This window comes from Bacteroides clarus (genome assembly GCF_015555825.1).
GTDB lineage: Bacteria > Bacteroidota > Bacteroidia > Bacteroidales > Bacteroidaceae > Bacteroides > Bacteroides clarus.
The window spans coordinates 12,122-36,809 of record NZ_JADNLF010000004.1; the positions used below are offsets into that span (position 1 = coordinate 12,122).

Consider the following 24,688-nt stretch of genomic DNA (forward strand, 5'->3'; position numbering starts at 1 on the left):
GCGTTATGTCTTTGCAGATACCATGTCTTTATCCTAAAAACAGCGTAACGATGAAAAAGCATATTTTACATATCCCATACAGTAAACGCAACGTATGCAATGGTGCACACGGCATACACTGTGTACGTAACACATTCCGTGCACGCAACACAAGCCATATACACAGTCTATTCATATGGTGCGGCATAGGCCTGTTATGGCTCTGTACCGCCTGCACGGAACAGGACGAGTTTTCCGCCGCCATCTTGCAACCTCTCACCTTCATCATAGACGAGCCCCTGCCCTTTCAGGAAATGACAGCAGGCAGCGGCAACACCGCCGCTCAGCCGTCAGGCAGGGACTACTCGCATGCACGTCCCCATACCCGTATCGCGGATTCGGGCAAAGCCGTGTCCTGGGAGAATAACGACAAGATATATCTCGCCGCAGCAATAACCGTCAGCACAAGTACCACGTACGCCTACTCCACCGCCACATACAACGGCAGTACAAAAAAATGGAGCGCGCTCACCCCGCCCATCTCCGCCCCGGCAGGCGCCAACGTCAATGTGGAAGCAATCTACGCCAAAGGTACGCTGTCCGGTAACACCATGACTCTTGCGGACAACAGCATCATAATGAAAGCGAGTACCAAAAACATTAAGGTCACAGCCCCTGCCGAACCCATAAATCTAACCTTTCTGAGCACGCAGGTACGGGTGGAAGTAGCCGGAATGGACAATGGCATTACCCCCACTTCCAGCCTTGCAAATATTCCCCAAAGCATAGACATACAGCCCGCCAAAGGCAGTTTCAGCATCACCACCGTCAGTAAAACGGATTTCATTTCCGACAACGGAGTGTATTACGTATTTCCCGGTGAAATAAACCTTGCAACATCCAATCATAAGGTCATAGCCCTAACCAACACCCGAGCCAACAGCTCCTATTTTCTTGACATGAGCGGCAGAGGCGGCCACGTCCGTCCCGACGGAGATATCCATGTAGGCGACTACTATTACAGCGACGGCACCTGGAGCGACGGTGGCTACCGGCTACTGACGGACGGCACCTGCCTGCAAGAAAACGTACCGCCCCTCGCAGGGAAAACATGTATCGGCATCGTATTCGCCGTAGGCCATTCAGATTATGATACATCCAACTACAGAAACACCGGCATCCGTCAGGATAAATGCCAGGCCTATGTGATAGCTTTAAAAGACGTGGGCGCTGAATGCCGGTGGGGCGTCCCCGGCCCTGTTGTAGGATGCAGTGTATCCAACAACGGCTCCTATCCCGAAAAAGACTGGAGCGGATATTTATATACCAAAAAAATCGATGATTATGCCACTGCTAACGGCTCAGGACTCGATCCTGAAAACTTTGACGGATACCCGGCCACTTATTATGCCAAAATAGCCTATGAAACGCAAGTAGCAGCCCCAGCGACAAGCAGCGGCTGGTTCCTGCCCGCCATCGGACAATTGTATGAAATTTGGCAGCAGAAGGATTTATTACACAACATTATTCCCGACCATAGACGGTACTGGTCGTCTTCGGAAGATAGCGCGAATACAAGTTTGTCCGTACTGGTATTAGATGTAGCAGCCACTCCCGTAAGCCAACGAATATCAAGCCTTAACAAACATGACCGCTATTCAGACCCTAACGGCACGTATTCCTGGGCGATTTTGGCTTTTTAGTCCATTATAGCGTGAGGCTGATATGACATGCACTGAGAACGGCGGAATAAATTGGGAAACGAAACTTTTCCGTTCTCCAATTTATTCCGCCGTTCGTCCATTCTTGTATCGAACAGGATGAATTCAGGCATCCGATTACCACAGCACCTTCCAGAACTTCCGGAAGTCCTGATACCGTCCATAACACACCAGCTGGTCTCCTGCCTGTATCTGGTCGTTATCCGGCAACTCGTTTACAACATCATGCTCTATGAAAGAGATGCCCAGACAGTTTTTCAACGTTTCGGCACGTTTCAGCGCAAGCAGCTTCAAACCGAATTCATTATCGAGCTTCAATTCATTGACACCATAGCCGATGAAAGTTTCAATATCCACGCCAAATTCCAACAGATGACAACCCCTCACCATAAGCGAGATTCTTCCCTTTGAGGACAATGATTTCTAAAAAGGGTTATTACAGCAGTATTATAGTCACTATGCCCCCGAAGTGAGCCTCGGATTAAGACCCAGAGAATAAAATGTCATAATAGCCTCATTAATGTCAATGCCCGTTCTTTATTATAAGATTTATTACTACAAAACATCGATTTATAATAAACTTTCTGTAACCTTTTATTTGTCCCTATCTTCTCTAAGATAGCTTCTTGGTTATCCAAAACCTCTAACTCTGATGCCAAATGCCATTTTTCAAGTAACTGCCTATATCTTTGTTTATCAATTTTTCGATTAGAATTGTCACATAAAAAAGCAAAATCAGCCATAAACGTAGGTGTTGCTATGCTATTTATAATAGATAAAATTTGCTCCATTGTAGATGTATCACCAGACAAATAGTCCCATAACTCAGAAGCTAAGAGCACCTCTCTATGATCAAAATATTTATCCATATTTATTATAGATGCTGTAAAACGTACTTTATCATAACTAGTGGGATCATTCGGATCAGTAGTTGGATCAAAAGGAAATCCAATATAAAATTTTATATCTTTACCTGGATAATGTCTGTATAAAGCAGCTTTCCCCTCTAATATTTTTTGTTTTTCACCTCTCATTTCCCCACTATTGGGTTTTACCGATTTCAACTCAATTGCAATGATTTCATCATTAGTCTCTAAAAACACATCTGCTGAAAAATCTATCGCATTAGTAAAAGGAGGTGTGTCTGGGACAAATAATAATGAATTAGAATTATCTAAATTCGGTGTTGCTTCACTATTACTAAGTTTAGTAATAATATCACTTGCCGCTTTTTTCTGTTGTGATGTTATTTGAAGTACACCAGCGCGCCCAGCTCCAGATGTAAATTCTCTTTTATCCCCGTCACTTAATATATGTGCAACTGATTCAAAGAAAGTTTGTCCCATTGTTGTATTTAATCCATGTAACCAACTGCTCATACTTATGAAGAATGGAATGTCTGTTACTTTTTCATCAAATTTATCAGAGAAAGCATTAAGAAATGCTTCATGAAAAGGTGCATTTCTATTTCCTGATGCATCTTGAGGAAAACTCTCAAAACGAGAGTATAATATTTTGATAACAACTTCTGCTATTTGTTCTTTTTTCTGATTTGATATAGCCATTTTCTTACAATTTAAATGAACAACTTTGATTAGGTGGAGTAATTCCTAAATAATCTTTATAAACCTGAGACTTATATTCAACCCCTATTTTGTTAATTTCATTGATGAATAATAGTATGTTCCCTCTCCCCCGATAAGATCCCAAAATTCATTTCTAATTAGCACAACTTTATCCTCTTTCATGTTGAACTACCTAGCGGGGAAATTCCAATTATAATTACTCTATCCATCATAGATGTAATTATTTTCTTAATAACTTCACTAACAATACTTAATTTATTCACCATTTTTGTCTTTTAAATGAAATATGATTTCAGCATACGCATTTTTATCTTTCTCTGTGCGATTCAATACAGGTCGTTTATACTGATTTACAATCTTCATCCCAGCCTTAGTTGCAATTTCCTGATATAAATTATACTTATCATTTGCAACTAAAAACACATCATAATTATCAATTAAATACTTTTTGGAATTAAGCAACACTTTTACTATACCTTCCACATAACTTTGTTGAGCAGCTTTGCCTTGACCTTTATATAACGGACCTATTTCTAAGCTTTCTTTTCTCTCTAGTTCGAATAAATCATAAGCATATGCGTGTTGTTCATGATAATCAATAACACCTACATATGGAGGGCTTGAGAAGATTCCATTGATTTTCTTTGTTACTACATCCTTTGCAAAATTAGAGTCTACAAGATTTAGTTTTTCAATTATATCAATCGATCGGCTATCTCCTGTCAAGCATATTTGATTAGTTTGAGTTCGAACAGAATCAAATTGTTTTAAACGTTTAATTGTATCTTTACTATAAGTTCTCCACCATTTCAATATTGAAAATGATGGCTTACATATCTTAAAATGTTTTGTACAATAATATGTTGTCGTAACAGCTTCTTTTAGAGTAGCCAAATCAGAATGAGTAGTAGCCCTACAAGAGCGCATTGTTCTACTCAAGATTATTTTAAGAATTTCTTTTATTTCCGGTAATTCGACTTGTTCTATTTCATTAGCAACAAACTCCAACTCATTGATTACATGTTTTATAAACCACTTGTTTATAAAATTATCTTCTCCAGAAGTCAATAATTCTATCTTATGTTTTTTGATTAAGTTATTATACTTATCAAGAAATTCTAACTCTTTTTCCTTTCCATATTTTTTCCCATCAACAAGTTTTTTTTGTACCTTAGCTTTATATTCAGGAGAAGGAAAGAATTCTTTATTATAAATAGCAAGTTCTTCCAAAAGTTCTTTCTCAAAAGCAGAAGTATGATTTTTTTTATCAAATTCATCTAAACCTTTAGTGATGACGCTAATATATCTTTCCAACAACTTAAAGTCATATTTTTTTATTTTGCAATTTGAAATCAATGTATTAAATATAGATACGTCAACACCAATAGCATGTATCCCTAATTCATTAGCTTGAACTAAAGTTGTACCACTTCCACAAAATGGATCTAAAACAATATCTCCCTTTTTAAAATACACTTCTTTTTTAAAATCATCAACATGAGAATCTAGAAAATATTCAACAAGCTGAGGTATGAATTTTCCTTTATAGGGATGAAGTCTATGAACATGTTTTGTCGTTTCTGATTCTTTTAAACTTTCAAAAGAAAGTTTCCAATTAAGATCATCACCTAATTTTTCTTTCCACAATTCTTCTTTTTTACTAAGTTTCTGGTAATACTCTTTCAATTCTGCCCTAGAAACCTGAGTACTACCATTTTCTCCAAATTTAGTTATCTTTCCATAATTAACAAGATAACTTATATTAGAAGGTGTTACTTCCTTATTCAAAAATTCAGAGGCCCACAAACTGGCATCTTTTATACTTATTAAATCTTCACTCATTTGCAACGTTTATTATTTGAAATATAGCAAGAACAAAGTAAATAAAAAACAGTAGAACTATCACTATTTATCAGAGTAGCTCCCCATAACGTTAAATCATGTGCAAATAACCGTTTTCCATATCCATGCTAATTGACAACAAAGTTACTATTTTCTTTTATTTATAGACGAATTCTCTGAAAATTTTTATTTTGCCACAAACAGTTACCATCTGAATTACAACACTTTATCAAAAGAAATGATATTCAGACAACATCTTTGCATATTTTGAAGAAGAGTGGTTAATATATCAGCTGTAACTGACATATGCTCGTTGAAGGTACCCGTATAACGCAAGATTTTTTGTCCTTTTTCAAAGAATTATATTGATAATTATCCAGTCAACTGCACATTAGTCAATCAAAAGCTACGTTTACTTTTACCCATAAAAGTAAGTCTGTTTACCCCAATATACAACATTGGGAATACAGTGATAAATGATATTATGATTATTTGTGCAAACAATACTTGCACAAACTTGCTCTCATCACAACACAATTCAATGCAGCTATCTCATAGTGTTCCATATTTTCGTTCATTAAGACCTCGTTTTACAGAGCTGTTGATTCTTTACCATAGGTTTTGACATGTCTGTTTCAAAACTTAAAGTACACTTCGACATTTTACTAATTATGCCGGAGTTTATTGCATTTTCCCAGCTATATTTTGCCATCTCGCAAAAAATAGCGAATTTTGCTCGTTCAAAACAACGGTCATACAAAATTAAAGATAAATGAAAAAAGCTCTAATCTCCGGAATCACCGGACAGGACGGCTCGTTCCTTGCAGAATTCCTATTGCAGAAAGGCTATGAAGTGCACGGCATCATGCGCCGTTCATCTTCCTTCAACACCGGACGCATCGAGCATCTGTACTTTGACGAATGGGTGCGTGACATGAAGCAGAAACGTACCGTCAACCTGCACTATGGAGATATGACGGACAGCAGCTCGCTGATACGCATCATCCAGCAGGTGCAACCGGACGAGATATACAACCTCGCCGCACAGAGCCACGTAAAAGTATCTTTCGACGTGCCCGAATACACCGCCGAGACAGACGCCATAGGCACGCTGCGCATGCTGGAAGCCGTACGTATCCTCGGACTGGAAAAGAAAACGAAGATATACCAGGCCTCTACATCAGAGCTGTTCGGCAAGGTACAGGAAGTGCCCCAGAAAGAGACTACCCCGTTCTACCCGCGCAGCCCGTACGGCGTAGCCAAACAATACGGCTTCTGGATTACGAAGAACTACCGTGAAAGCTACGGCATGTTCGCCGTAAACGGCATCCTCTTCAACCACGAAAGCGAACGCCGCGGCGAAACATTCGTAACCCGCAAAATCACACTGGCCGCCGCACGCATAGCCCAAGGCTTTCAAGACAAACTGTATCTGGGAAACCTCGACGCACGCCGTGACTGGGGATATGCCCGCGACTACGTGGAATGCATGTGGCTCATCCTGCAACACGACACACCGGAAGACTTCGTGATTGCCACCGGAGAGATGCACACCGTACGCGAGTTTGCCACGCTGGCCTTTGCAGAAGCGGGCATACAGCTTCGTTGGGAAGGCACAGGCGCAGACGAGAAAGGCATCGACTGCAAAACCGGCAAAGTACTGGTGGAAGTAGATCCCAAATACTTCCGTCCGTCCGAAGTGGAACAACTGCTGGGCGACCCCACCAAAGCCAAAACGTTACTGGGCTGGAACCCGCAGCAGACGAGCTTTAAAGAGTTGGTGCGCATCATGGCGGAGCATGACATGAAGTTCGTACGGAAACTGCATTTGAGAAGCAAAGAGATTTAACCAAATAATTAATTTTCAGAAACCATCCCATTCATTACAATGTTAGACAAGAACGCAAAAATATACATCGCAGGGCATCGCGGACTGGTAGGTTCCGCCATCTGGAAAAACTTGCAGGAGAAAGGCTACACCAACCTCGTAGGCAAAACCCATAAAGAACTCGACCTGTTGGACGGAGTCGCCGTACGCCGTTTTTTCGATGAGGAGCAACCGGAATACGTGTTCCTCGCCGCCGCTTTCGTAGGCGGTATCATGGCAAACAGCATCTACCGCGCCGACTTCATCTACAAGAATCTCCAGATACAGCAAAACGTCATTGGCGAGAGCTTCCGCCACAACGTGAAGAAACTGCTTTTCCTGGGCAGCACCTGTATCTACCCGCGTGACGCCGAGCAGCCGATGAAAGAAGACGTCCTGCTCACCTCACCGCTGGAATATACCAACGAGCCGTATGCCATTGCCAAGATTGCCGGGCTGAAGATGTGCGAAAGCTTCAACCTGCAATACGGTACGAACTACATCGCCGTCATGCCCACCAACCTCTACGGACCCAACGACAATTTCGACCTGGAACGCAGCCACGTACTGCCCGCCATGATTCGCAAGGTACACCTGGCCCACTGCCTGCAACAAGGCGACTGGGATGCCGTACGCCGCGACATGAACCTGCGCCCCGTAGAAGGTATCGACGGCGGCAACAGCAACGAAGAGATACTGAACATACTTGCCAAATACGGCATCGGCGAAGGGGAAGTCAAGTTATGGGGTACGGGAACGCCGCTGCGTGAATTCCTCTGGAGTGAGGAAATGGCGGACGCCAGCGTATTCGTCATGGAGCACGTGGACTTTAAAGATACCTGCAAAACCGGAGAGAAGGATATCCGCAACTGCCACATCAACATCGGTACGGGCAAGGAAATCACCATCCGCCGCCTTGCCGAACTGATTGCGGACACCGTGGGGTATCGCGGAAAGCTCACTTTCGACAGCAGCAAACCCGACGGCACCATGCGCAAACTCACCGACCCCGGCAAACTGCACGCGTTGGGCTGGCAGCATAAGATAGACATCGAGGAAGGTGTAGAGCGGATGTACCGCTGGTATTTAAGCAACGATAAATAAGCATGACGGTAAAACTCCGGCACATCGGCGGCATCGTATGGCTGATGCTCCTCTTTTGCATCGTCCCGGCAGTGGCGACAGCCGCTGCCACAACCTACCCTGTCCGGGGAAAAGTCATTGACAAGAACTCCCGAAAGCCCGTCGCCTACGCCAACGTAACGGTAACGGGCCTTCCGGGCAAAGGGGCTTCCACCGACTCGCTCGGCGTATTCCGCATCGAGCAGGTACCGCCGGGAATATACCGTTTCGAGGCTACGTGCATAGGATACGTCACCGCATCCAGCCCGGAATATATAGTCTCCGCCTCTACTCCGTTCATCGAAATAGAGATGGAAGAAGACGCCAATCTGCTGACGGCAGTCGTGGTTACGCCCTCTCCTTTCCGGAGAAGCATAGAAAGCCCTGTAAGCATGCGTGTCATCGGCTTGCAGGAAATCGAGAAAAGTCCCGGAGCCAACCGGGATATTTCCCGCATAGTACGCGCCTATCCGGGCGTGTCATTCTCTCCTGTCGGCTACCGAAACGACCTTATCGTACGGGGCGGCTCACCTTCCGAAAACCGTTTCTACATGGACGGCATCGAGATACCTAACATCAATCATTTCGCCACGCAAGGCGCGTCGGGCGGCCCGGTAAGCATCGTCAACGCCGACCTCGTACGGGAGATTACATTCTATACAGGCGCATTCCCCGCCAACCGCTCCGGAGCATTGAGTTCCGTGCTCGACTTCCGGCTTCGTGACGGCAACCCGGACAAGCAGACTTTCAAGGCAACCCTCGGAGCATCCGAAGTGTCCCTGAGCGGCAGCGGACATTTCAATGACCGCACCACCTACCTTTTCTCCGTACGCCAGTCGTACCTGCAACTGTTATTCAAAGCATTAGGGCTGCCTTTCCTGCCCAACTTCATAGACGGGCAATTCAAAATAAAAACCAGGCTGACGGAACATGACGAGCTGACCGTACTCGCCCTGACAGGCATCGACAAAATGAAGCTGAATACGGACGAAAAAGGAGAAGACGCCGAATACCTGCTCAGCTACCTGCCTACCATCCATCAGGAGACTTTCACCGTAGGAGCCGTGTACAGGCATTACGCCGGAAAGCACACGCAGTCCGTCACCCTCAGCCACAACTATCTGAACAACCGTAACCTGAAGTACCGGAATAATGATGACTCTTCCGAAGACAACCTTACCCTGCGTCTCCGTTCGGTAGAACAGAAAACCACCGCCCTGTTCGAGAACCGGACCCGTCTCGGACAATGGACTTTGAAAGAGGGTGCGGAACTTACCAACTCCGGCTATACGAATAATACCGACAGTCCGTTCTCGCTCTACAAAACCTCGCTCAATATCATCGGCTGGGGAGCTTTCTTCTCGTCCGACTATTCCACCCGCGACAACCGTTTCACCCTCTCCGCCGGCATCCGCGTGGACGGCAACAACTACAACCGCGGCATGAAACAATTGTGGAAACAGTTGTCTCCCCGCCTCTCCGCCTCGTACAAGCTGTCGGAGCAATGGATTCTGAACGGAAGCGCCGGGCTTTACCACCAGTTGCCGCCCTATACGGCGCTGGGCTACAAAAACAACGATGGGACCTACCTCAACAAAGCATTGAAATATATGCGGGTAATGGAAAGCAGCATCGGCGCAGACTGGCATCTGCACGACCGTATCATGATTTCCGCCGAAGGCTTTTTTAAGCGTTACAACCGTATTCCCCTCTCCCTGCAAGATAACATCCCGCTGGCCTGCAAAGGCAACGACTACGGCGTGGTAGGCAATGAACCGCTGGCTTCTACCGCCGACGGCAGGGCATACGGCCTGGAAACCATGTTCAGGTGGCAGGTCTCCGGCCGCTTCAACCTGGTATCTTCCTTCACCCTCTACAAAAGCGAATACCGCAACCATTCGGGAGACGATTACATTCCGTCCGCATGGGACAACCGTTTCATCCTCAACATGAGCGGCACGTACAACCTGCCTAAGCGCTGGAGCATAGGCGGCAAGGTGAGCTACATAGGCGGTGCGCCCTACACTCCCTACGATGAGGACAAATCATCGCTCGTCCAGGCCTGGGATGCCAAAGGACAGCCTTATTACGACTACTCGCTCTACAATACCGGGCGGCTTCCCGACTTCGCCCAACTGGATGTGCGTGTGGACAAGTCTTTCTACTTCCGCCGTTGCATGGTGGGGCTCTATCTGGACTTGCAAAACGTGACCGGCAGCAAACTGAAGCAGCCGGATGTCATCATGAGCACAGGCGTCATTGAAAACCCCGCCGCCCCCGCGTCCGAACAACGTTACAAGATGAAATACCTCAAACAGGAAAGCGGAACCCTGTTGCCTACCCTGGGCGTTACCGTAGAGTTTTAGGAAATCCGCCGGAGTACTATTTTCCCCTAAAAGTTTGCATTCTCTATATAAACCCTTATATTTGCACAATTTTCAACTAAATGTGCAATATAATAATGGAACAAAGTTTTATCGCCTATATAGAGAACAGTATAAAGGAAAACTGGGACCTGGACGCCCTGACCGACTATAAAGGGGCAACCCTGCAATACAAGGATGTAGCCCGCAAAATAGAAAAGCTGCATATCATTTTTGAAGCGAGCGGCATCAAGAAAGGCGATAAAATCGCTGTCTGCGGCCGTAACAGTTCGCACTGGGGAGTGACTTTCCTCGCCACACTGACGTATGGCGCAGTCATTGTGCCCATTCTTCACGAGTTCAAGGCCGACAATGTGCACAACATCGTGAACCACTCCGAAGCCAAGCTCCTTTTCGTAGGCGACCAAGTATGGGAAAACCTCAATGAAAGCGCCATGCCGTTGCTGGAAGGCATCTTCATGATGACCGACTTCACCCTGCTGGTATCGCGCAACGAACGGGTTACTTACGCCCGCGAGCACCTCAACGAGATGTTCGGCAAGAAATTCCCCAAGAACTTCCGCAAGGAACACATCGATTACCACAAAGACCAACCCGAAGAGCTGGCCGTCATCAACTATACTTCCGGTACGACCAGCTACTCGAAAGGCGTAATGCTGCCCTACCGCAGCCTGTGGTCCAACACCAAGTTCGCCTTCGAGGTACTGCCGCTGAAAGCCGGCGACAAACTGGTATGCATGCTGCCCATGGCGCACATGTACGGACTGGCATTCGAGTTCCTGTATGAGTTCTCCGTGGGTTGCCACATCTACTACCTCACCCGCATGCCGAGCCCGAAGATTATCTTCCAGGCCTTCGCCGACGTGAAACCGAACCTCATCGTAGCCGTACCGCTCATCATCGAAAAGATTATCAAGAAGAGCGTATTGCCCAAGCTGGAAACCCCTACCATGAAGCTGCTGCTGAAAGTGCCCATCATCAACGACAAGATAAAAGCCACCGTACGCGAGCAGATGATACAGGCGTTCGGGGGCAATTTCGCAGCGGTCATCGTCGGCGGCGCAGCTTTCAACCAGGAAGTGGAGCAGTTCCTGCGCATGATAGATTTCCCCTACACCGTAGGCTACGGCATGACGGAATGCGGCCCTATCATCTGCTACGAAGACTGGACGCGCTTCAAGCCCGGTTCCTGCGGTAAGGCCGCTCCCCGCATGGAAGTGAAGATTCTCTCTCCCGATCCGGAGAATGTACCCGGCGAGATTGTCTGCCGCGGCCCCAACGTCATGCTGGGCTACTACAAGAATGAAGAGGCTACCGCCGAAGTGGTGGACAAAGAGGGCTGGCTGCATACCGGCGACCTCGCCCTGATGGATGCCGAAGGCAATGTCACCATCAAAGGACGCAGCAAGAATATGCTCCTCGGCCCAAGCGGACAGAACATCTACCCCGAAGAAATAGAAGATAAGCTGAACAACCTGCCGTACGTATCCGAAAGCATCATCGTACAGCAGAACGAAAAGCTCGTAGGACTGGTATATCCCGACTTTGACGATGCCTTTGCACACGGCCTCAACAACGACGACATAGAACGCGTCATGGAAGAGAACCGTGTTGCGCTGAACGCGGAATTGCCTGCTTACAGTCAGATTTCCAAGATGAAGATATATCCCGAAGAATTTGAAAAGACACCCAAGAAGTCCATCAAACGCTTCTTGTATCAGGAAGCAAAAGGATAAGACGAAATAGTGGATAGCGGTGAGTGATTAGTGATTAACGGGTTATGCGGCCTGCGCTGATTGTTCACCGCCATTCATTCAATCCCCCCTAATCACTAATCCCTAACCCCTAATCACTAACCCTTTCTTTCTCCGATGAAAAACGAATTATTATTATCCGCCGCGTTACTTCCGTTATCCGGAATGTCAGGAGCAGTCCAGGCGGTGCCGTCAAGCGAGGCAATGCCCGCCGCGGAGCAACGCCCGAACATTATTTTATTTTTAGTGGATGATATGGGATGGCAGGACACGTCCCTGCCTTTCTGGACACAGCGCACCCGCTACAACGACACGTACCATACACCCAACATGGAGCGTCTGGCAACTCAGGGCAAGATGTTTACACAAGCCTACGCGTGCAGTATCAGCTCGCCTACGCGCGTCAGCCTTTTTACGGGTATGAACGCCGCGCGACACCGGGTGACAAGCTGGACGCTGCGTAAGAATACCACCCACGAGCAACCGGACTCCGTTATGATTTATCCCGAATGGAACGTTAACGGCATTTGCCAGGAGCCCGGTGTGGAACGCACCACGCAAGTTACCTCGCTGGCACAGGTACTCAAAGACAACGGTTACCACACCATCCATTGCGGCAAAGCCCACTTCGGGGCCAACGACACGCCCGGAGCCGATCCGCTGAAAATGGGCTTTGACGTAAACATAGCCGGTCATGCGGCAGGCTCTCCCGCCAGCTACTACGGCATGCAGAACTTCGGAAACAAACCTGACGGGAAAAGCCCGCTGGCTGCCGTACCCGGATTGGAAAAGTATCATGGAAAAGATATATTCCTCTCGGAAGCGCTCACCATAGAAGCCGAAAAAGCCTTGGACGACGCACGGAAAACGGACAGGCCTTTCTTCCTATACATGGCTCATTACGCCATACACACTCCTATCCAGCCCGATATGCGTTTCTACCAAAAGTATCTGGACAAAGGCCTTCCCCCGGTAGAAGCGGCGTATGCCACACTGATAGAGGGTATGGACAAAAGCCTCGGCGACCTGATGGACTATCTGGATAAGAATAATCTCACCGATAACACTGTCCTGCTTTTCATGTCCGATAACGGCGGGTTGGCCGCGCACACCCGTGCCGGACAACTGCATGTGCAGAACTATCCGCTCAACAGCGGAAAAGGTTCCGCCTACGAAGGCGGGGTGCGCGAACCGATGATTGTACGCTGGCCCGGCACGGTAGCCGCAGAAACCAAATGCGACCATTATCTGATGATAGAGGACTTCTTCCCCACCATTCTCGAAATAGCCGGTGTGAAGCATTACAATACGGTACAGGAACGCGACGGCATCAGCTTCCTGCCCTTGCTTACCGGCAAAGGCAAAATGCCCGCTCGCGACATATACTGGCACTACCCGCACAGTTGGGGTCCTTCCGGCCCGGGTATAGGAGCCACCTGCTCCATCCGCTCCGGAGCATGGAAGCTGGTATACTACTTTGACAGCGGCAAGCGCGAATTGTTCAATATCCCGGCCGACATCGGCGAACAGCATGACGTAGCAGCCGGGAACCCGAAACTTGTAAAGAAACTATCCAGAAAATTAAGCAACTATCTGCGGTCAGTGGACGCACAGCGTCCGATACTGCGCGCCACCCGACAGCCGGCGCCCTGGCCTGATGAAACATTATAAAGAATCATGAAACGTATATTTTCACTTATTTGCCTGTCCTTGCTGTTGGCAGGGACAGGCTATGCCCAGACAGGCAAGCGGCAACCCGTCCGTAAAGGAAAAGCGGGCGTCAACCTCTCCCTTTGGAAGAATCTCTCCACACAACGCACGGACACGGTCGGAAGCACTTTCTTCAATCTCGGTATCTTCTCGGCCATGAACCGTTTGAACGGCTTGGGAGTAAATGCATTGGGAGCCGTTGTGGGCAAAGACATGAACGGAGCGCAGTTCTCCGGCATATCCAATATGGTGGGTGGAAGTATGCGGGGCGTACAAATGGCCGGAATCACCAATATCAACGGCAATAATCTCAGCGGCCTGTCCGTTGCCGGGCTTGTGGGTATCACCGGGAATCATGCGCAGGGAGCGGTCTTTTCCGGCTTGGCCAATATCACGGGCGATAACAGCAGCGGAGTGATTGCGGGCGGCCTGCTGAATATCACAGGTGACAAGACCGCCGGCGTACAACTTGCGGGACTTGCCAATATTTCGGGCGGTAATTTTGCAGGCGTCACCGCATCCGGCCTGTTGAATGTGGCAGGCGGCGATATGAGGGGAATCCAGATTTCCGGTTTGGGAAACATCACAGGCGGTACGTCTGCCGGCGTGCAGCTTGCTCCCCTCAATGTGGCGGTTCGCGCTAAAGGACTTCAGATAGGTCTGGTGAACTATTATAAGGAAAAGCTGGACGGCTTCCAGTTGGGACTGGTCAATGCTAATCCGAATACCAAAGTGCAGATGATGCTTTTCGGCGGTAACGCCACGAAACTGAATCTCGCGGCCCGCTTCAAGAACAAGCTGTTTTATACCATTCTTGGCGGCGGTACGCATTTCCTCGATTTCAGCGACAAATTCTCCGGCGCGCTTTTCTACCGTGCCGGACTGGAACTGCCTGTTTACAAGCAACTGTTCATCAGCGGCGATTTGGGCTATCAACACGCAGAAACCTTCAGGAACAAAGACTATGGTTTCCCTGCCCGGCTGTATTCTCTCCAAACCCGCATCAACCTCGAATATCGCCTGACGGCAAAGTCAGGAGTGTTCGTGACAGGTGGTTACGGTTGGGACAGGCATTACAACAAAAACGCCGCCTTCGACAAAGGGGTTATTGTGGAAGGCGGCGTGGTATTGTTTTAGAAAATCTCCTTTTCTTTAATGAATCCCGTCCGGTAGGCTACCAGCAGTTTCTTCAAATCTTGGATTTGCGTTACGAGCTGCTTGCCCTTATCGGTATCTTTCACCATCATGCGCTGTGAGTTGAACTCGATAACGAATGTCGTGGACTTGATGTCCTGTCCCTCTTCAATCGCTTTCTGACGGCTTTGGAACGGGTCGTGCTGCACCAGCTGCATGCCGTGCGAATGATATACCAGCGTATAGCCCGCGATACCCGTTTCGGGCTGATAGGCCTTGGAGAAACCGCCGTCAATCACCAGCAGTTTGCCGTCCGCCTTTATGGGGCGCTCGCCTTTAATAATCTTCACGGGCACGTGTCCGTTGATGATATGTGAATGAGGCCCCGGTTCCACTCCGAACTCGGCCAGGATATTATCGCAGATATCGGCACGGTTGCGAAGCGTGTAGTAATATCCCTTGCTCTCTTTATGCAGCGCCTTGTCGGCTATGAAGTAACGCTCGAAAGTCGCCATCTTATCCTTGTCGAAAGACGGAGCGTCCGGCCCGCACCACATATACCACATATAGTCCAGCGCAAAGTTCTTCTCTTTGGAACCATCCTCGTCAAAGTAGGCGGTACGGATAAGCTGGTCGGTCTTTTGCAGCAGCTTATGCCCCCAGTACTCTTTCTTGCCGATGCGTACGTGCTTGAAGCTTCCGTCCTCATTCAAAGGCACGGACGCATGATACAGCAGGTTGCTGTTGCACACCAGGTACATACCGCCGTAAGTAAACAGGCAGCGCATGTGCTTCTTCAGCTTCTCGCTGTTCATAAACGAGGCATGAATCTTATCCACCAGTTCCCGTTCCTCATCGGTCAGGCGATACGGGTCAGCCGGGTCGATGGTCGGGAAGTTGGCGTCGCGCAGTTCGTATTCCTTACCCTCGTATATAAATACGCCCCGTTCAAAGTCTATCTTATGCAGCAACTTCCGGTTGGCCATGCCGAATTCCGGACGGCGGTCTATAATCTCCGCTTCCAGTTTAAGCTGGATAATCGTAATGGCCTTGTGCATCTGCGTAATCAGGCGCAATGTCTTTTCATTGTAATTGGCGTCGGCGAAGTTCATTTTCGGGGCAAAGATAGTGCAGGCGTCGTCCGCATAGGTATCCATCGCGAAGGTAGCCAGAGGCAGCAGATTGATGCCGTATCCGTCTTCCAGCGTCGCCAGGTTGGCATAGCGCATGGACATGCGGATAACGTTTGCTATACAGGCATCGTTACCCGATGCGGCGCCCATCCACAGAATATCATGGTTACCCCACTGGATGTCGAAGTTATGGTAGTCGCAAAGCGTATCCATGATGATATGCGCTCCCGGACCACGGTCGTAAATATCCCCCACGATGTGCAGGGAATCGATTGTAAGCCGTTGGATAAGGTTGCACATGGCGATGATGAAGTCGTCCGCACGCTTGGTAGAGATAATCGTGCTGATGATGACGTTGATATACGCGTGCTTGTTGGGCTCTACGCTGGACTCGTGCAGCAACTCCTGAATGATGTAGGAGAACTCTGCCGGCAACGCCTTGCGCACCTTCGAGCGCGTATATTTGGAAGATACGTTCTGGCAGACTTTCACCAGTTGGTTCAAGGTGATGAGATACCAGTCGTCCAGGTCTGTTTCCTGTTCCTTTATCAACTGCAATTTCTCTTCCGGATAATAAATCAGCGTACAGATTTCTTTCTTCTCGCTTTCGCGCAGCGTATGGCCGAAAATCTCATTCACTTTTCGTTTTACCGCGCCCGAAGCGTTCTTCAATACATGCTGAAAAGCCTCGTACTCTCCATGAATATCCGTCAGGAAATGCTCTGTTCCCTTAGGCAAATTCAGAATGGCTTCCAGATTGATGATTTCCGTACTGGCATCGGCGATGGTAGGAAAACTGCGCGACAACAATTGCAAATAGCGTAAGTCGCTGATTATACTTTCCGGAGTAATAGTTCCCATGATATGATTTCAGATTTATGATTTATATTCGGTTATCGATACTATCAGGAGCGATAACTCCTCTAACTCCTGACACACATTATTTCTCATTTTTCAATTCTCCATTCTCAACTTAACAAGAACATCAACAGCACCTGCGCTATGATTACCCGCAGGAACATACACATCGGATATACCGTTGCATAAGCCACCGACGGGTTATCGCCAGGGATGGTGTCGTTGGCGTAATTCAGCGCCATCGGGTTCGCCATGCTTCCGCACAGCATGCCTGCCATAGAGCCGAAATCCACTTTCATCCACTTAAAGGCAATCACGCCCACTATCAGTACCGGGACGACAGTCAGCGTAAATCCGGCCGCAATCCACAGCAAGCCTTCCGGACGGAATACCGTATCGAAAAAATGCGCTCCCGCGTCCAGTCCCAGGCAAGCGAGGTACAGCGACAGTCCCAATGCGCGCAGCATCAGGTTGGCGCTGCGTGTGGTATAGGTTATCATGTGCATTCTCGGTCCGAAAGTACCGATGAGAATACCCACGATAATCGGTCCGCCGGCAAGTCCCAGCTTCACCGGAGCGCTGATGCCCGGCAGGGAAATGGGGATTGCCCCCAAAGCAAGTCCCAAGATGATGCCGATAAATACCGCAACCAGATTCGGCTCCTTCAGGCTCTTGATGGCGTTGCCCAGCACTTTTTCCACATTCTGGATGGCGGCGGCCTCACCTACTACCGTCAGGCGGTCACCCAACTGCAAGGTCAGTTCCGCGGTGGCAAGCAACTGTACGCCGCTGCGGTACACACGGCTGATGTTGATGCCGTAATGATTGCGCAGGTGAAGCGAACCCAGCTTCTTTCCGTTCAGCTCGGGACGTGTCACCACGATACGCTGCGAGATGAGCTGGCTGTCTATGGCATTCCAGTCGATATCCTCTTTATTCCAGTCGGTATGTTCCTGCTCGCCGAACAGTACGGTCAACGCCGGGGCATACTTCTCCGAAGTCACCACCAGCAAGCGATCTCCTTCCTTTATTATCTTCTCGGAAGTAGGAATACTTACGTTGCCGTCCCGCCACAAACGGGAGATGACGAACTTCGGATAATTCAGACCGCCTATCTCCTTGATGCTTTTATCGAAGATGGCCGGATTGTGTACCTGAAACGCCGCGATATAGGTTTTGTTCGCATCATCTTTCTCTTTCAGTTCCAAATCTTCCTTACGGGCCAATGCCTTGCGTATTATCAGTACGGCAAGAATCACTCCCACCACCCCCAGCGGATAGGCTACCGCACAGCCCAAAGCCGGAGTGCTGGACTCCAGCCCCATCTGCTTCAAGGTCTGTTGCGCCGCGCCCAGCGCCGGCGTGTTGGTTGTGGCGCCGCAGAGGATGCCTACCATGTCCGGCAGCGATATGTTCAGTCCGTAACTGCCCAATACGGCCATCAACGTACCGATCAGCACCACTCCCAGAGCCAGCATGTTCAGTTGCACCCCGCCCTTGCGGAAAGAGCTGAAGAAACCGGGCCCCACCTGTAAGCCCAACGCGTACACAAATATTACCAGTCCGAAACTTTCCGCGTAGTTCAGCATCTGCGGGTCGATGGACAACCCGAAATGCCCGGCGAGAATACCGGCAAAGAAAACAAAAGTCACGCCGAGGGAGATACCGCAAATATGTACTTTCCCCAACCCCAATCCGATAGCTGAAATCAGTGAGAGCACCACCACCGCCTGCAAAGCGGAGTGTTCGATAAACAAACTATATAGCCATTCCAAAGTGTTACGGTTTTATCTACATTTAGAAGTGCAAAGATAGGAAGTTCCGCGAAGCCTAAAAAGATAAATGCAGGAAATTCACGCAAAGCCCCTCATTTCCCGCCTTTCACTTGTACAAAATATCTTTTATCACTACATTCACGGCATGAAACGCCTTATTATACCGATTATATGTATGCTCCTGCCGCTGGCCGGATGCCATGAACGCAAGCCGCTTCCCGGCCTTGATATCGCGGACAGCCTGCTGGTCAATGCCGGCGATAAATCCGGAGCCTTGCGCATCTTCCTGCAGATTGAGGAGCAATTGAAAAGCCGGCAAGACCCTTACGGCAAAGGACTGCTCTACGAGCGCATCGGCGACATATACTACGAGCAGATGAACTACGTACGCGCCTACCACTACTTCAAGCAGGCCAGAGAGAATTTTCAAGTATCCGACAGCCTTCGTGAAGAGACGGAAGCCACGCTTGACATGGCCGCCGCATCCTACCGCCAGAAAGACCTGGAACGTGCCATGAGGCTGTACTCGGCTGCCCTCGACCTTGCTGACGAGCAAGATAGTGAAGCGCTTGCCGAAACAGCACTCAGCAATCTCGCTTCCCTTTATGTAAAGTCGCACAAAAAGCAGATTCCGCAAGACCTGCTGCAGCGCATCGAACGGTCCGCACGCAAAGACACACTGTTCGGCAACCATACCATGATTGACGTACAGTTGCTCAAGCACCGTACAGACAGCGCACGCCATTATCTGAAACTGGCGGCGGCTCAGGATAATGATGTGCTGGACAAGGCGGAATTGCATTACACCGCCTACCGGATAGAGGCTTTGTCCGGCAATTTCCGGCAGGCCACCGATCACATACACCGTTATATCTATCTCACGGATTCCCTGACACGCTCAATCATGCAGTTTTCTGCCGGTGTAATCGAAAAAGAGTACTATCAGGAGCGTTCCGCTTTCGCCGAGTACCGGATGAAGCACCGCATTTTCTGGGAAATAGCCGTTATCTGCGGGATATTCCTTCTTGTGGGAGTAGCTTTCTATATTGTCCGCCAGCGCCTGCACCTGCAACGTGAACGTAACGACCATTATCTGCTGCTGGCAGAAGAAGCCCGTGCCGAATACCAGGCTCTCACCCGGCAAATGGAAGGGCGATACGACACGGAAAAACGTTTGAAGAATCTGGTAGCTTCCCGTTTCGACATCATCGATAAACTCGGCAAGACCTATTACGAACGGGAAAACACCCCGTCACAACAGGCTGCCATGTTTCAGGAAGTGAAACGAATCATTACCGATTTCTCAGAGAACAATGAAATGTTTCAGGAATTGGAGCAGATGGTCAATACCTGCCACGACAATGCCATGCAGAAGCTTCGGCAGGTTTTTCCTGCGATGAAAGAGAACGACATCCGTCTGCTTTGTTATATTTTTACCGGTTTTTCTCCGCAAGTAATCAGCTTGTTCATGAAAGAAAGCGTGGCAAACATCTATGCGCGTAAATCCCGGTTAAAGTCACGCATCAAAACTTCCGGAACACCTCATACGGAGCTGTTCATGTCCCTCTTCGGATAACTGTCAGACGCATGTTAGAAAAAGACAAATCCTCCGGAAATTAATCTACTGTAAAACAAGCATATAGAAAACAGCCTGTTAGATTTACACGTTTATATCGTAACTCCCCGAAGAAACGGATTCGCTACTTTTGCAACCAAAAATAACGATAATAAAAGTGTAAAAATATGAAGAGTAAGATTGTTTTTTTAGTGTGTATCATGTTTTTTATAGTAGCGTGCGAGAAAGAACAGATTCCTTTGGAGAAACCCATTGAAGCCCCCGCCCCATCCAGCAATGATGAAAAACCGGAAGAGAAACCGGAAGGTACGACAGAAGGGCAACCGGAAGAGAAACCCGAACAGCAACCGGAGATACAAGCTACGCTCGAGAAGTTATCAATCGCGCAACTGCCTCATAAAACTTTCTATACTTTAGGAGAAGAACTGAATCTAAACGGACTTCAACTAACCGGATTATACAGTGACGGGAAAGAATATCCCGTCACTGTCAGTCCGGAACACATCAGCGGTTTTTCTTCCGAAGCTCCCGCAGAGCATTTGGAGTTAACAGTCAATATAGAAGAACGGCAAGTGAGCTTTATCATTCAAGTTGCACCCGTTCGCGTGCGGGAAGGCGTGCTGACAGAAGTCCTTAAAGGTTACAGTGAAATCACGCTTCCCCCCAATGTAACGGCTATCGCGCCGCAGGTATTCCAAGGTAACCGGCAAATCGCCAAAGTAATAATGAACGAAGGATTAACTTCGATAGGCGAAAGAGCATTCTTCAATTCGAGCATACAGGAAGTAGTCTTCCCCTCTACTTTGAAGCAACTCGGACAAGACATCTTCTATTACTGCAACCAGTTGAAACGCGCCGATCTCTCACATACGCAAATCACCCGCTTGACTTCCGGAAGTTTCGTATACGCCGGTGTAGAAGAAGTATTATTGCCGTCTACGCTCCAAAGCATAGAAGTACAGGCTCTGATGAAGACAGGTAAGCTGAAATCCGTTGTCATCCCTCCAAATGTAAAATATATCGGTCAGGAAGCGTTCCGGGAAAGCGGCATCATCAATGTACAGCTCCCCAACGGTATCTCTACCATTGTAGACCGCGCTTTCTATTACTGTCCCAATCTGACGGAAGTGTCAACCTATGGTCCTGTTTCGGACAACGACCCCGACGCCATGATTCAAGCCTATTGTTTTGTTGGATGTCCCAACCTCTCCCGGCTTGAAATACCCCGGAGTATCCGCATCTTGGGACAAGGGCTGATAACGGGTAATCAAAAGGTAAACAAACTGACAATCCCGTCCCGTGTTGTCCGAATCAATTTTTCCGCTTTTGACAATACAGGAGTTAAAGAGGTCATTGTAGAAGCCGTCACGCCACCCGCTACTCCCGAAGGCGAATGGTACGGATTCCCTAAAACGGTAACAAGTATCCTCGTCCCGGCACAGGCTGTCGAAGCATACAAAACCGCCCGAGGCTGGAATAAATTTGCAGAAAAGATTGCGGCCCGTCCGTAACACTTTCCGCTTCCTCTGCCATAAACTTAAATAACGGAATCCGCATGACAACAAGCAGATATAACACTTTCGGGTACATCCTGATATTTATTTTCTCATCGATAGGAACGTCCATATACGCACAGGAAAAGGGAACCGTGAAATATTGGAAAGTGGAATTAACGGGAGCCGTCAACACTTACGACGGCTGGGAAATAGAACCTTCCGTAACCTACCAACCCGTCCGTTATATCGGACTGACGATGGGACTCTTATTCTGCAATCCGATAAACGAGAGCGGTTTCATCGGAGAATCGCAAGACAAACAATGGTATTGGAGTGCAGTGGACGACGATAATGGAAGTTATCTTTTTGCCCTGCGCCCTTCCGTCCTATTCACCTCACCTTCTATATGGCTGGGCGAGGATAAAGATTACGCCTTATCTTTTTCCATTTCTCCCGGAATAACCATGCCTTTGCCCCCGAACCGGGAATTCAATATCGAGTACTTCCCGCAAAAGCCCGGAGCATGGACCGCCTTTAAAACAGAGCATGTCAAAAACAAAGATGCGACCTTTGTTTACTACCATCTCCGAAGTGCCGTATCGCTCGAAATAGACGACAGCATCATCCTGTCAATGGGATATACTCTTTCCAACTTCGACTTATATGGCGGAAGCCGGAATATTGTCATCGAGGGCAGGAAACTGAATCCTGAACGGCACCCCTTGATGCATTCTTTCTTTATAGGTATCGGTTATCGCTTTTAAACGAAAAAAGCGGTTGCCAAAATGACAACCGCCTTTTTCGTTTTAAAAAAATAACTCAAAGAAAAGTACACCCTCAGGGATTCGAACCCTGGACCCACTGATTAAGAGTCAGTTGCTCTACCAACTGAGCTAAGAGTGCTTCTATTAAATTGTAGTGGATACGAGAATCGAACTCGTATTACATGCGTGAGAGGCATGTGTCCTAACCGTTAGACGAATCCACCGACTTTTTAGAAAAGCACCGGCTTTTGCAAACCGATGCTTTCTATTTTTGTTCCTTGCGGAAGCTGGGGGATTCGAACCCCCGGTACGGTTACCCGTACGTCAGTTTAGCAAACTGGTGGTTTCAGCCACTCACCCAAACTTCCTTAGTAACCAACATTCTTCTCAAATGCGGTGCAAATGTATGGTAAACTTTTGGACTATGCAAATCTTTCCTGCATAATTTTTTCCTCATTTTCGCAAGAAAAGAGATAACACGTTAACACTCAAAATCTAATAGAGCAGAAAAAAAACAATAAAATCAAGCTTTCGCCATCAAACATTATTTTATAAAACTCTTACTTACCCATTTCATGCTATACCAACGACGCACAAAGATAGCACCCCGAATGTTTTCATCCAGCAAAAACGCAATCCACATACCGCAAATTCCCCAACCAAACGGAATTCCAAACAAATATCCAAGCCCCACAGCCACGCTCCACATCACTACCAGTCCCACATAGAACGGATAATTTACATCTCCCGCCGCACGCAAGGCATTGGTAGCGAAAATATTGATAGGCCGCCCTATCTCCAGTACAACGTCGATTATCAGAATCGTGACCCCCATTTTGATAATTTCGGGATTAGACGTCAGCCAACCGAAAATAACATGTCCCAAAAGCGCCAATATACAGGACAGAATCAAGGTTATCATCACAGACTTCTTCATTACATACTTCCCCATCAGAAAAGCCGCCCGAGGTTTCTTCTCCCCTATCAGATGTCCGATACATATCGCCCCGCCCTGCGCCATAGAAATGCTGAACAGATAGGCGAACATGATAATATTGACACAATAAGTACGCGTAGCCAACGCTTCCACCCCCAACATATTAATGAAATAAGTGATTACCACCTGCGAAGAACTGTAAGAAAGTTGCTCACCGGCAGAGGGCAGCCCCACCTTCATCAAATTCTTCAACTCCATCCAAGGGAACGGACGGAAATAAGCCAACGGAAAACGGTGGATATGTTTGCGAAACAGGATGACGAACAGAATAACCATCGAAACGCCCCTGCTGAAAGCCGTGGAAATGGCAGCTCCCTCTACTCCCAGCTCCGGGAAACCGAACCGTCCGAAAATCAAAGAATAATTACCTATGATATTAAGGATATTCACAACCACCGTCACCATCATCGGATATATCGCCTTGTTTGCGCTACGCAAGGATGCGGAAAGAGTCAGAGACAACGCCTGAAAAAAGGCGAATGCCCCTACGATACGCATATAATCCATACCATCCTGCATCAGCTCAGGTCCGAGTCCCATCAAACGTAAGATAGGCTCCGCACCGCCGAACAGCAGCATACTGATACTGACACCCACCACCAGGTTAACCAGAACAGACACTCCCACCACCTGTACCACCTGTTTATGCAACCTCGCTCCAAGATATTGCGAACACAAGACCGAAGTACCGAGGTTTATCACCTCAAAAACCAGAAAAGTCAGCATAATAATCTGGTTGACTACACCTACGGCAGCCACGCTGTTATCCGAATGGCGGCTCAGCATGATGGTGTCCACCGCGCCGAGCATCATTATGAGTAATGTCTCTATAAAGATAGGAGCCGCCAGTTTGGCAAGCCGTTTCTTCAGGTTCTCCTGCTGTATCATTGTTCGTGGGATGTGCTATGCTAAAAATCGCGCAAAGATACGGAAAGGAAAGAGACGCGAAATTGATACATATCAAATAAATTTCCTTATCTTTGCCACACT

15 protein-coding genes, 3 tRNA genes and 1 pseudogene are annotated in these 24,688 nt (G+C 47.9%); 10 read left to right on the forward strand and 9 right to left on the reverse strand.

The annotated features are described in order from the left end of the window. Positions 1-50 precede the first annotated feature (50 nt). The gene (locus I2F54_RS05715; RefSeq protein WP_195500705.1) at positions 51-1,682 is read left to right on the forward strand and encodes a hypothetical protein; all 1,632 of its coding nucleotides are present in this window, start codon (positions 51-53) and stop codon (positions 1,680-1,682) included. A gap of 135 nt (positions 1,683-1,817) precedes the next feature. Here I2F54_RS05715 and I2F54_RS05720 read toward each other — a convergent pair. The 3 genes and pseudogenes from I2F54_RS05720 to I2F54_RS05730 form a co-directional block, all read right to left on the reverse strand. Next, a pseudogene (locus I2F54_RS05720) lies at positions 1,818-2,069 on the reverse strand (TrkA family potassium uptake protein); the annotation flags it as partial. 134 nt (positions 2,070-2,203) lie between these two features. Next, entirely contained in the window at positions 2,204-3,265 is a 1,062-nt protein-coding gene (locus I2F54_RS05725) for a TdeIII family type II restriction endonuclease (RefSeq protein WP_195500706.1), read from the reverse strand. A 276-nt stretch (positions 3,266-3,541) separates the two neighbouring features. Continuing rightward, entirely contained in the window at positions 3,542-5,128 is a 1,587-nt protein-coding gene (locus tag I2F54_RS05730) for a DNA methyltransferase (RefSeq protein WP_195500707.1), read from the reverse strand. 772 nt (positions 5,129-5,900) lie between these two features. On the opposite strand from I2F54_RS05730, the gene gmd reads away from it, so the two are divergent. From gmd to I2F54_RS05760, 6 genes are all read left to right on the forward strand, one after another. Then, complete coding sequence (gene gmd, locus I2F54_RS05735; protein WP_118047842.1) at positions 5,901-6,977, forward strand: GDP-mannose 4,6-dehydratase; 1,077 nt, start codon at positions 5,901-5,903, stop codon at positions 6,975-6,977. A 39-nt stretch (positions 6,978-7,016) separates the two neighbouring features. Continuing rightward, on the forward strand, positions 7,017-8,099 hold the full coding sequence (locus I2F54_RS05740; protein WP_195500708.1) for a GDP-L-fucose synthase family protein: 1,083 nt from the start codon (positions 7,017-7,019) through the stop codon (positions 8,097-8,099). Between the two features lie 2 nt (positions 8,100-8,101). Continuing rightward, positions 8,102-10,483 carry a TonB-dependent receptor gene (locus tag I2F54_RS05745; protein WP_195500709.1) on the forward strand — a complete coding sequence of 794 codons (2,382 nt, stop codon included), beginning with the start codon at positions 8,102-8,104 and terminating at the stop codon, positions 10,481-10,483. Between the two features lie 95 nt (positions 10,484-10,578). Further along, entirely contained in the window at positions 10,579-12,237 is a 1,659-nt protein-coding gene (locus I2F54_RS05750) for a long-chain fatty acid--CoA ligase (RefSeq protein WP_009120738.1), read from the forward strand. Between the two features lie 135 nt (positions 12,238-12,372). Next, the gene (locus tag I2F54_RS05755) at positions 12,373-13,926 is read left to right on the forward strand and encodes a sulfatase (protein ID WP_195500710.1); all 1,554 of its coding nucleotides are present in this window, start codon (positions 12,373-12,375) and stop codon (positions 13,924-13,926) included. Positions 13,927-13,932: 6 nt separating this feature from the next. Continuing rightward, the gene (locus tag I2F54_RS05760) at positions 13,933-15,102 is read left to right on the forward strand and encodes an LA_2272 family surface repeat-containing protein (protein WP_195500711.1); all 1,170 of its coding nucleotides are present in this window, start codon (positions 13,933-13,935) and stop codon (positions 15,100-15,102) included. On the opposite strand, the gene I2F54_RS05765 is transcribed toward I2F54_RS05760, so the two are convergent. Both I2F54_RS05765 and I2F54_RS05770 read right to left on the reverse strand, forming a co-directional pair. After that, positions 15,099-17,093 carry a fructose-1,6-bisphosphatase gene (locus I2F54_RS05765; RefSeq protein WP_195500712.1) on the reverse strand — a complete coding sequence of 665 codons (1,995 nt, stop codon included), beginning with the start codon at positions 17,091-17,093 and terminating at the stop codon, positions 15,099-15,101. The genes I2F54_RS05760 and I2F54_RS05765 overlap by 4 nt on opposite strands. A 107-nt stretch (positions 17,094-17,200) precedes the next feature. After that, positions 17,201-18,865, reverse strand: coding sequence for a putative transporter (locus tag I2F54_RS05770; protein ID WP_009120734.1), 1,665 nt, complete (start codon positions 18,863-18,865; stop codon positions 17,201-17,203). A gap of 67 nt (positions 18,866-18,932) precedes the next feature. On the opposite strand from I2F54_RS05770, the gene I2F54_RS05775 reads away from it, so the two are divergent. The 3 genes from I2F54_RS05775 to I2F54_RS05785 all read left to right on the forward strand — a co-directional run bounded on the left by I2F54_RS05775 (position 18,933) and on the right by I2F54_RS05785 (position 22,701). After that, entirely contained in the window at positions 18,933-20,441 is a 1,509-nt protein-coding gene (locus I2F54_RS05775) for a tetratricopeptide repeat protein (RefSeq protein ID WP_195500713.1), read from the forward strand. A gap of 167 nt (positions 20,442-20,608) precedes the next feature. Then, positions 20,609-21,952 (forward strand): leucine-rich repeat protein, encoded by a 1,344-nt coding sequence (locus I2F54_RS05780; RefSeq protein WP_195500714.1) that lies wholly within the window; start codon positions 20,609-20,611, stop codon positions 21,950-21,952. 44 nt (positions 21,953-21,996) lie between these two features. Next, positions 21,997-22,701: a hypothetical protein gene (locus I2F54_RS05785; protein WP_009120731.1), complete on the forward strand. Its 705-nt coding sequence runs from the start codon at positions 21,997-21,999 to the stop codon at positions 22,699-22,701. Positions 22,702-22,767: 66 nt separating this feature from the next. Here the strand turns inward: I2F54_RS05785 and I2F54_RS05790 are convergent. The 4 genes from I2F54_RS05790 to I2F54_RS05805 all read right to left on the reverse strand — a co-directional run bounded on the left by I2F54_RS05790 (position 22,768) and on the right by I2F54_RS05805 (position 24,586). Further along, positions 22,768-22,840, reverse strand: a tRNA-Lys gene (locus tag I2F54_RS05790). A 13-nt stretch (positions 22,841-22,853) separates the two neighbouring features. Beyond that, positions 22,854-22,925 (reverse strand) — tRNA-Glu (locus I2F54_RS05795). A 57-nt stretch (positions 22,926-22,982) separates the two neighbouring features. After that, positions 22,983-23,069, reverse strand: a tRNA-Ser gene (locus I2F54_RS05800). A 176-nt stretch (positions 23,070-23,245) separates the two neighbouring features. Then, entirely contained in the window at positions 23,246-24,586 is a 1,341-nt protein-coding gene (locus tag I2F54_RS05805; protein ID WP_022218699.1) for an MATE family efflux transporter, read from the reverse strand. Positions 24,587-24,688 lie beyond the last annotated feature (102 nt).

Bases quoted from the DNA above. Each gene is read 5' to 3' on its own strand.
- I2F54_RS05715 (WP_195500705.1), top strand. From the start codon at position 51: ATGAAAAAGCATATTTTACATATCCCATACAGTAAACGCAACGTATGC.
- I2F54_RS05725 (WP_195500706.1), bottom strand. From the start codon at position 3,265: ATGGCTATATCAAATCAGAAAAAAGAACAAATAGCAGAAGTTGTTATC.
- I2F54_RS05730 (WP_195500707.1), bottom strand. From the start codon at position 5,128: ATGAGTGAAGATTTAATAAGTATAAAAGATGCCAGTTTGTGGGCCTCT.
- gmd (WP_118047842.1), top strand. From the start codon at position 5,901: ATGAAAAAAGCTCTAATCTCCGGAATCACCGGACAGGACGGCTCGTTC.
- I2F54_RS05740 (WP_195500708.1), top strand. From the start codon at position 7,017: ATGTTAGACAAGAACGCAAAAATATACATCGCAGGGCATCGCGGACTG.
- I2F54_RS05745 (WP_195500709.1), top strand. From the start codon at position 8,102: ATGACGGTAAAACTCCGGCACATCGGCGGCATCGTATGGCTGATGCTC.
- I2F54_RS05750 (WP_009120738.1), top strand. From the start codon at position 10,579: ATGGAACAAAGTTTTATCGCCTATATAGAGAACAGTATAAAGGAAAAC.
- I2F54_RS05755 (WP_195500710.1), top strand. From the start codon at position 12,373: ATGAAAAACGAATTATTATTATCCGCCGCGTTACTTCCGTTATCCGGA.
- I2F54_RS05760 (WP_195500711.1), top strand. From the start codon at position 13,933: ATGAAACGTATATTTTCACTTATTTGCCTGTCCTTGCTGTTGGCAGGG.
- I2F54_RS05765 (WP_195500712.1), bottom strand. From the start codon at position 17,093: ATGGGAACTATTACTCCGGAAAGTATAATCAGCGACTTACGCTATTTG.
- I2F54_RS05775 (WP_195500713.1), top strand. From the start codon at position 18,933: ATGCAGGAAATTCACGCAAAGCCCCTCATTTCCCGCCTTTCACTTGTA.
- I2F54_RS05780 (WP_195500714.1), top strand. From the start codon at position 20,609: ATGAAGAGTAAGATTGTTTTTTTAGTGTGTATCATGTTTTTTATAGTA.
- I2F54_RS05785 (WP_009120731.1), top strand. From the start codon at position 21,997: ATGACAACAAGCAGATATAACACTTTCGGGTACATCCTGATATTTATT.
- I2F54_RS05805 (WP_022218699.1), bottom strand. From the start codon at position 24,586: ATGATACAGCAGGAGAACCTGAAGAAACGGCTTGCCAAACTGGCGGCT.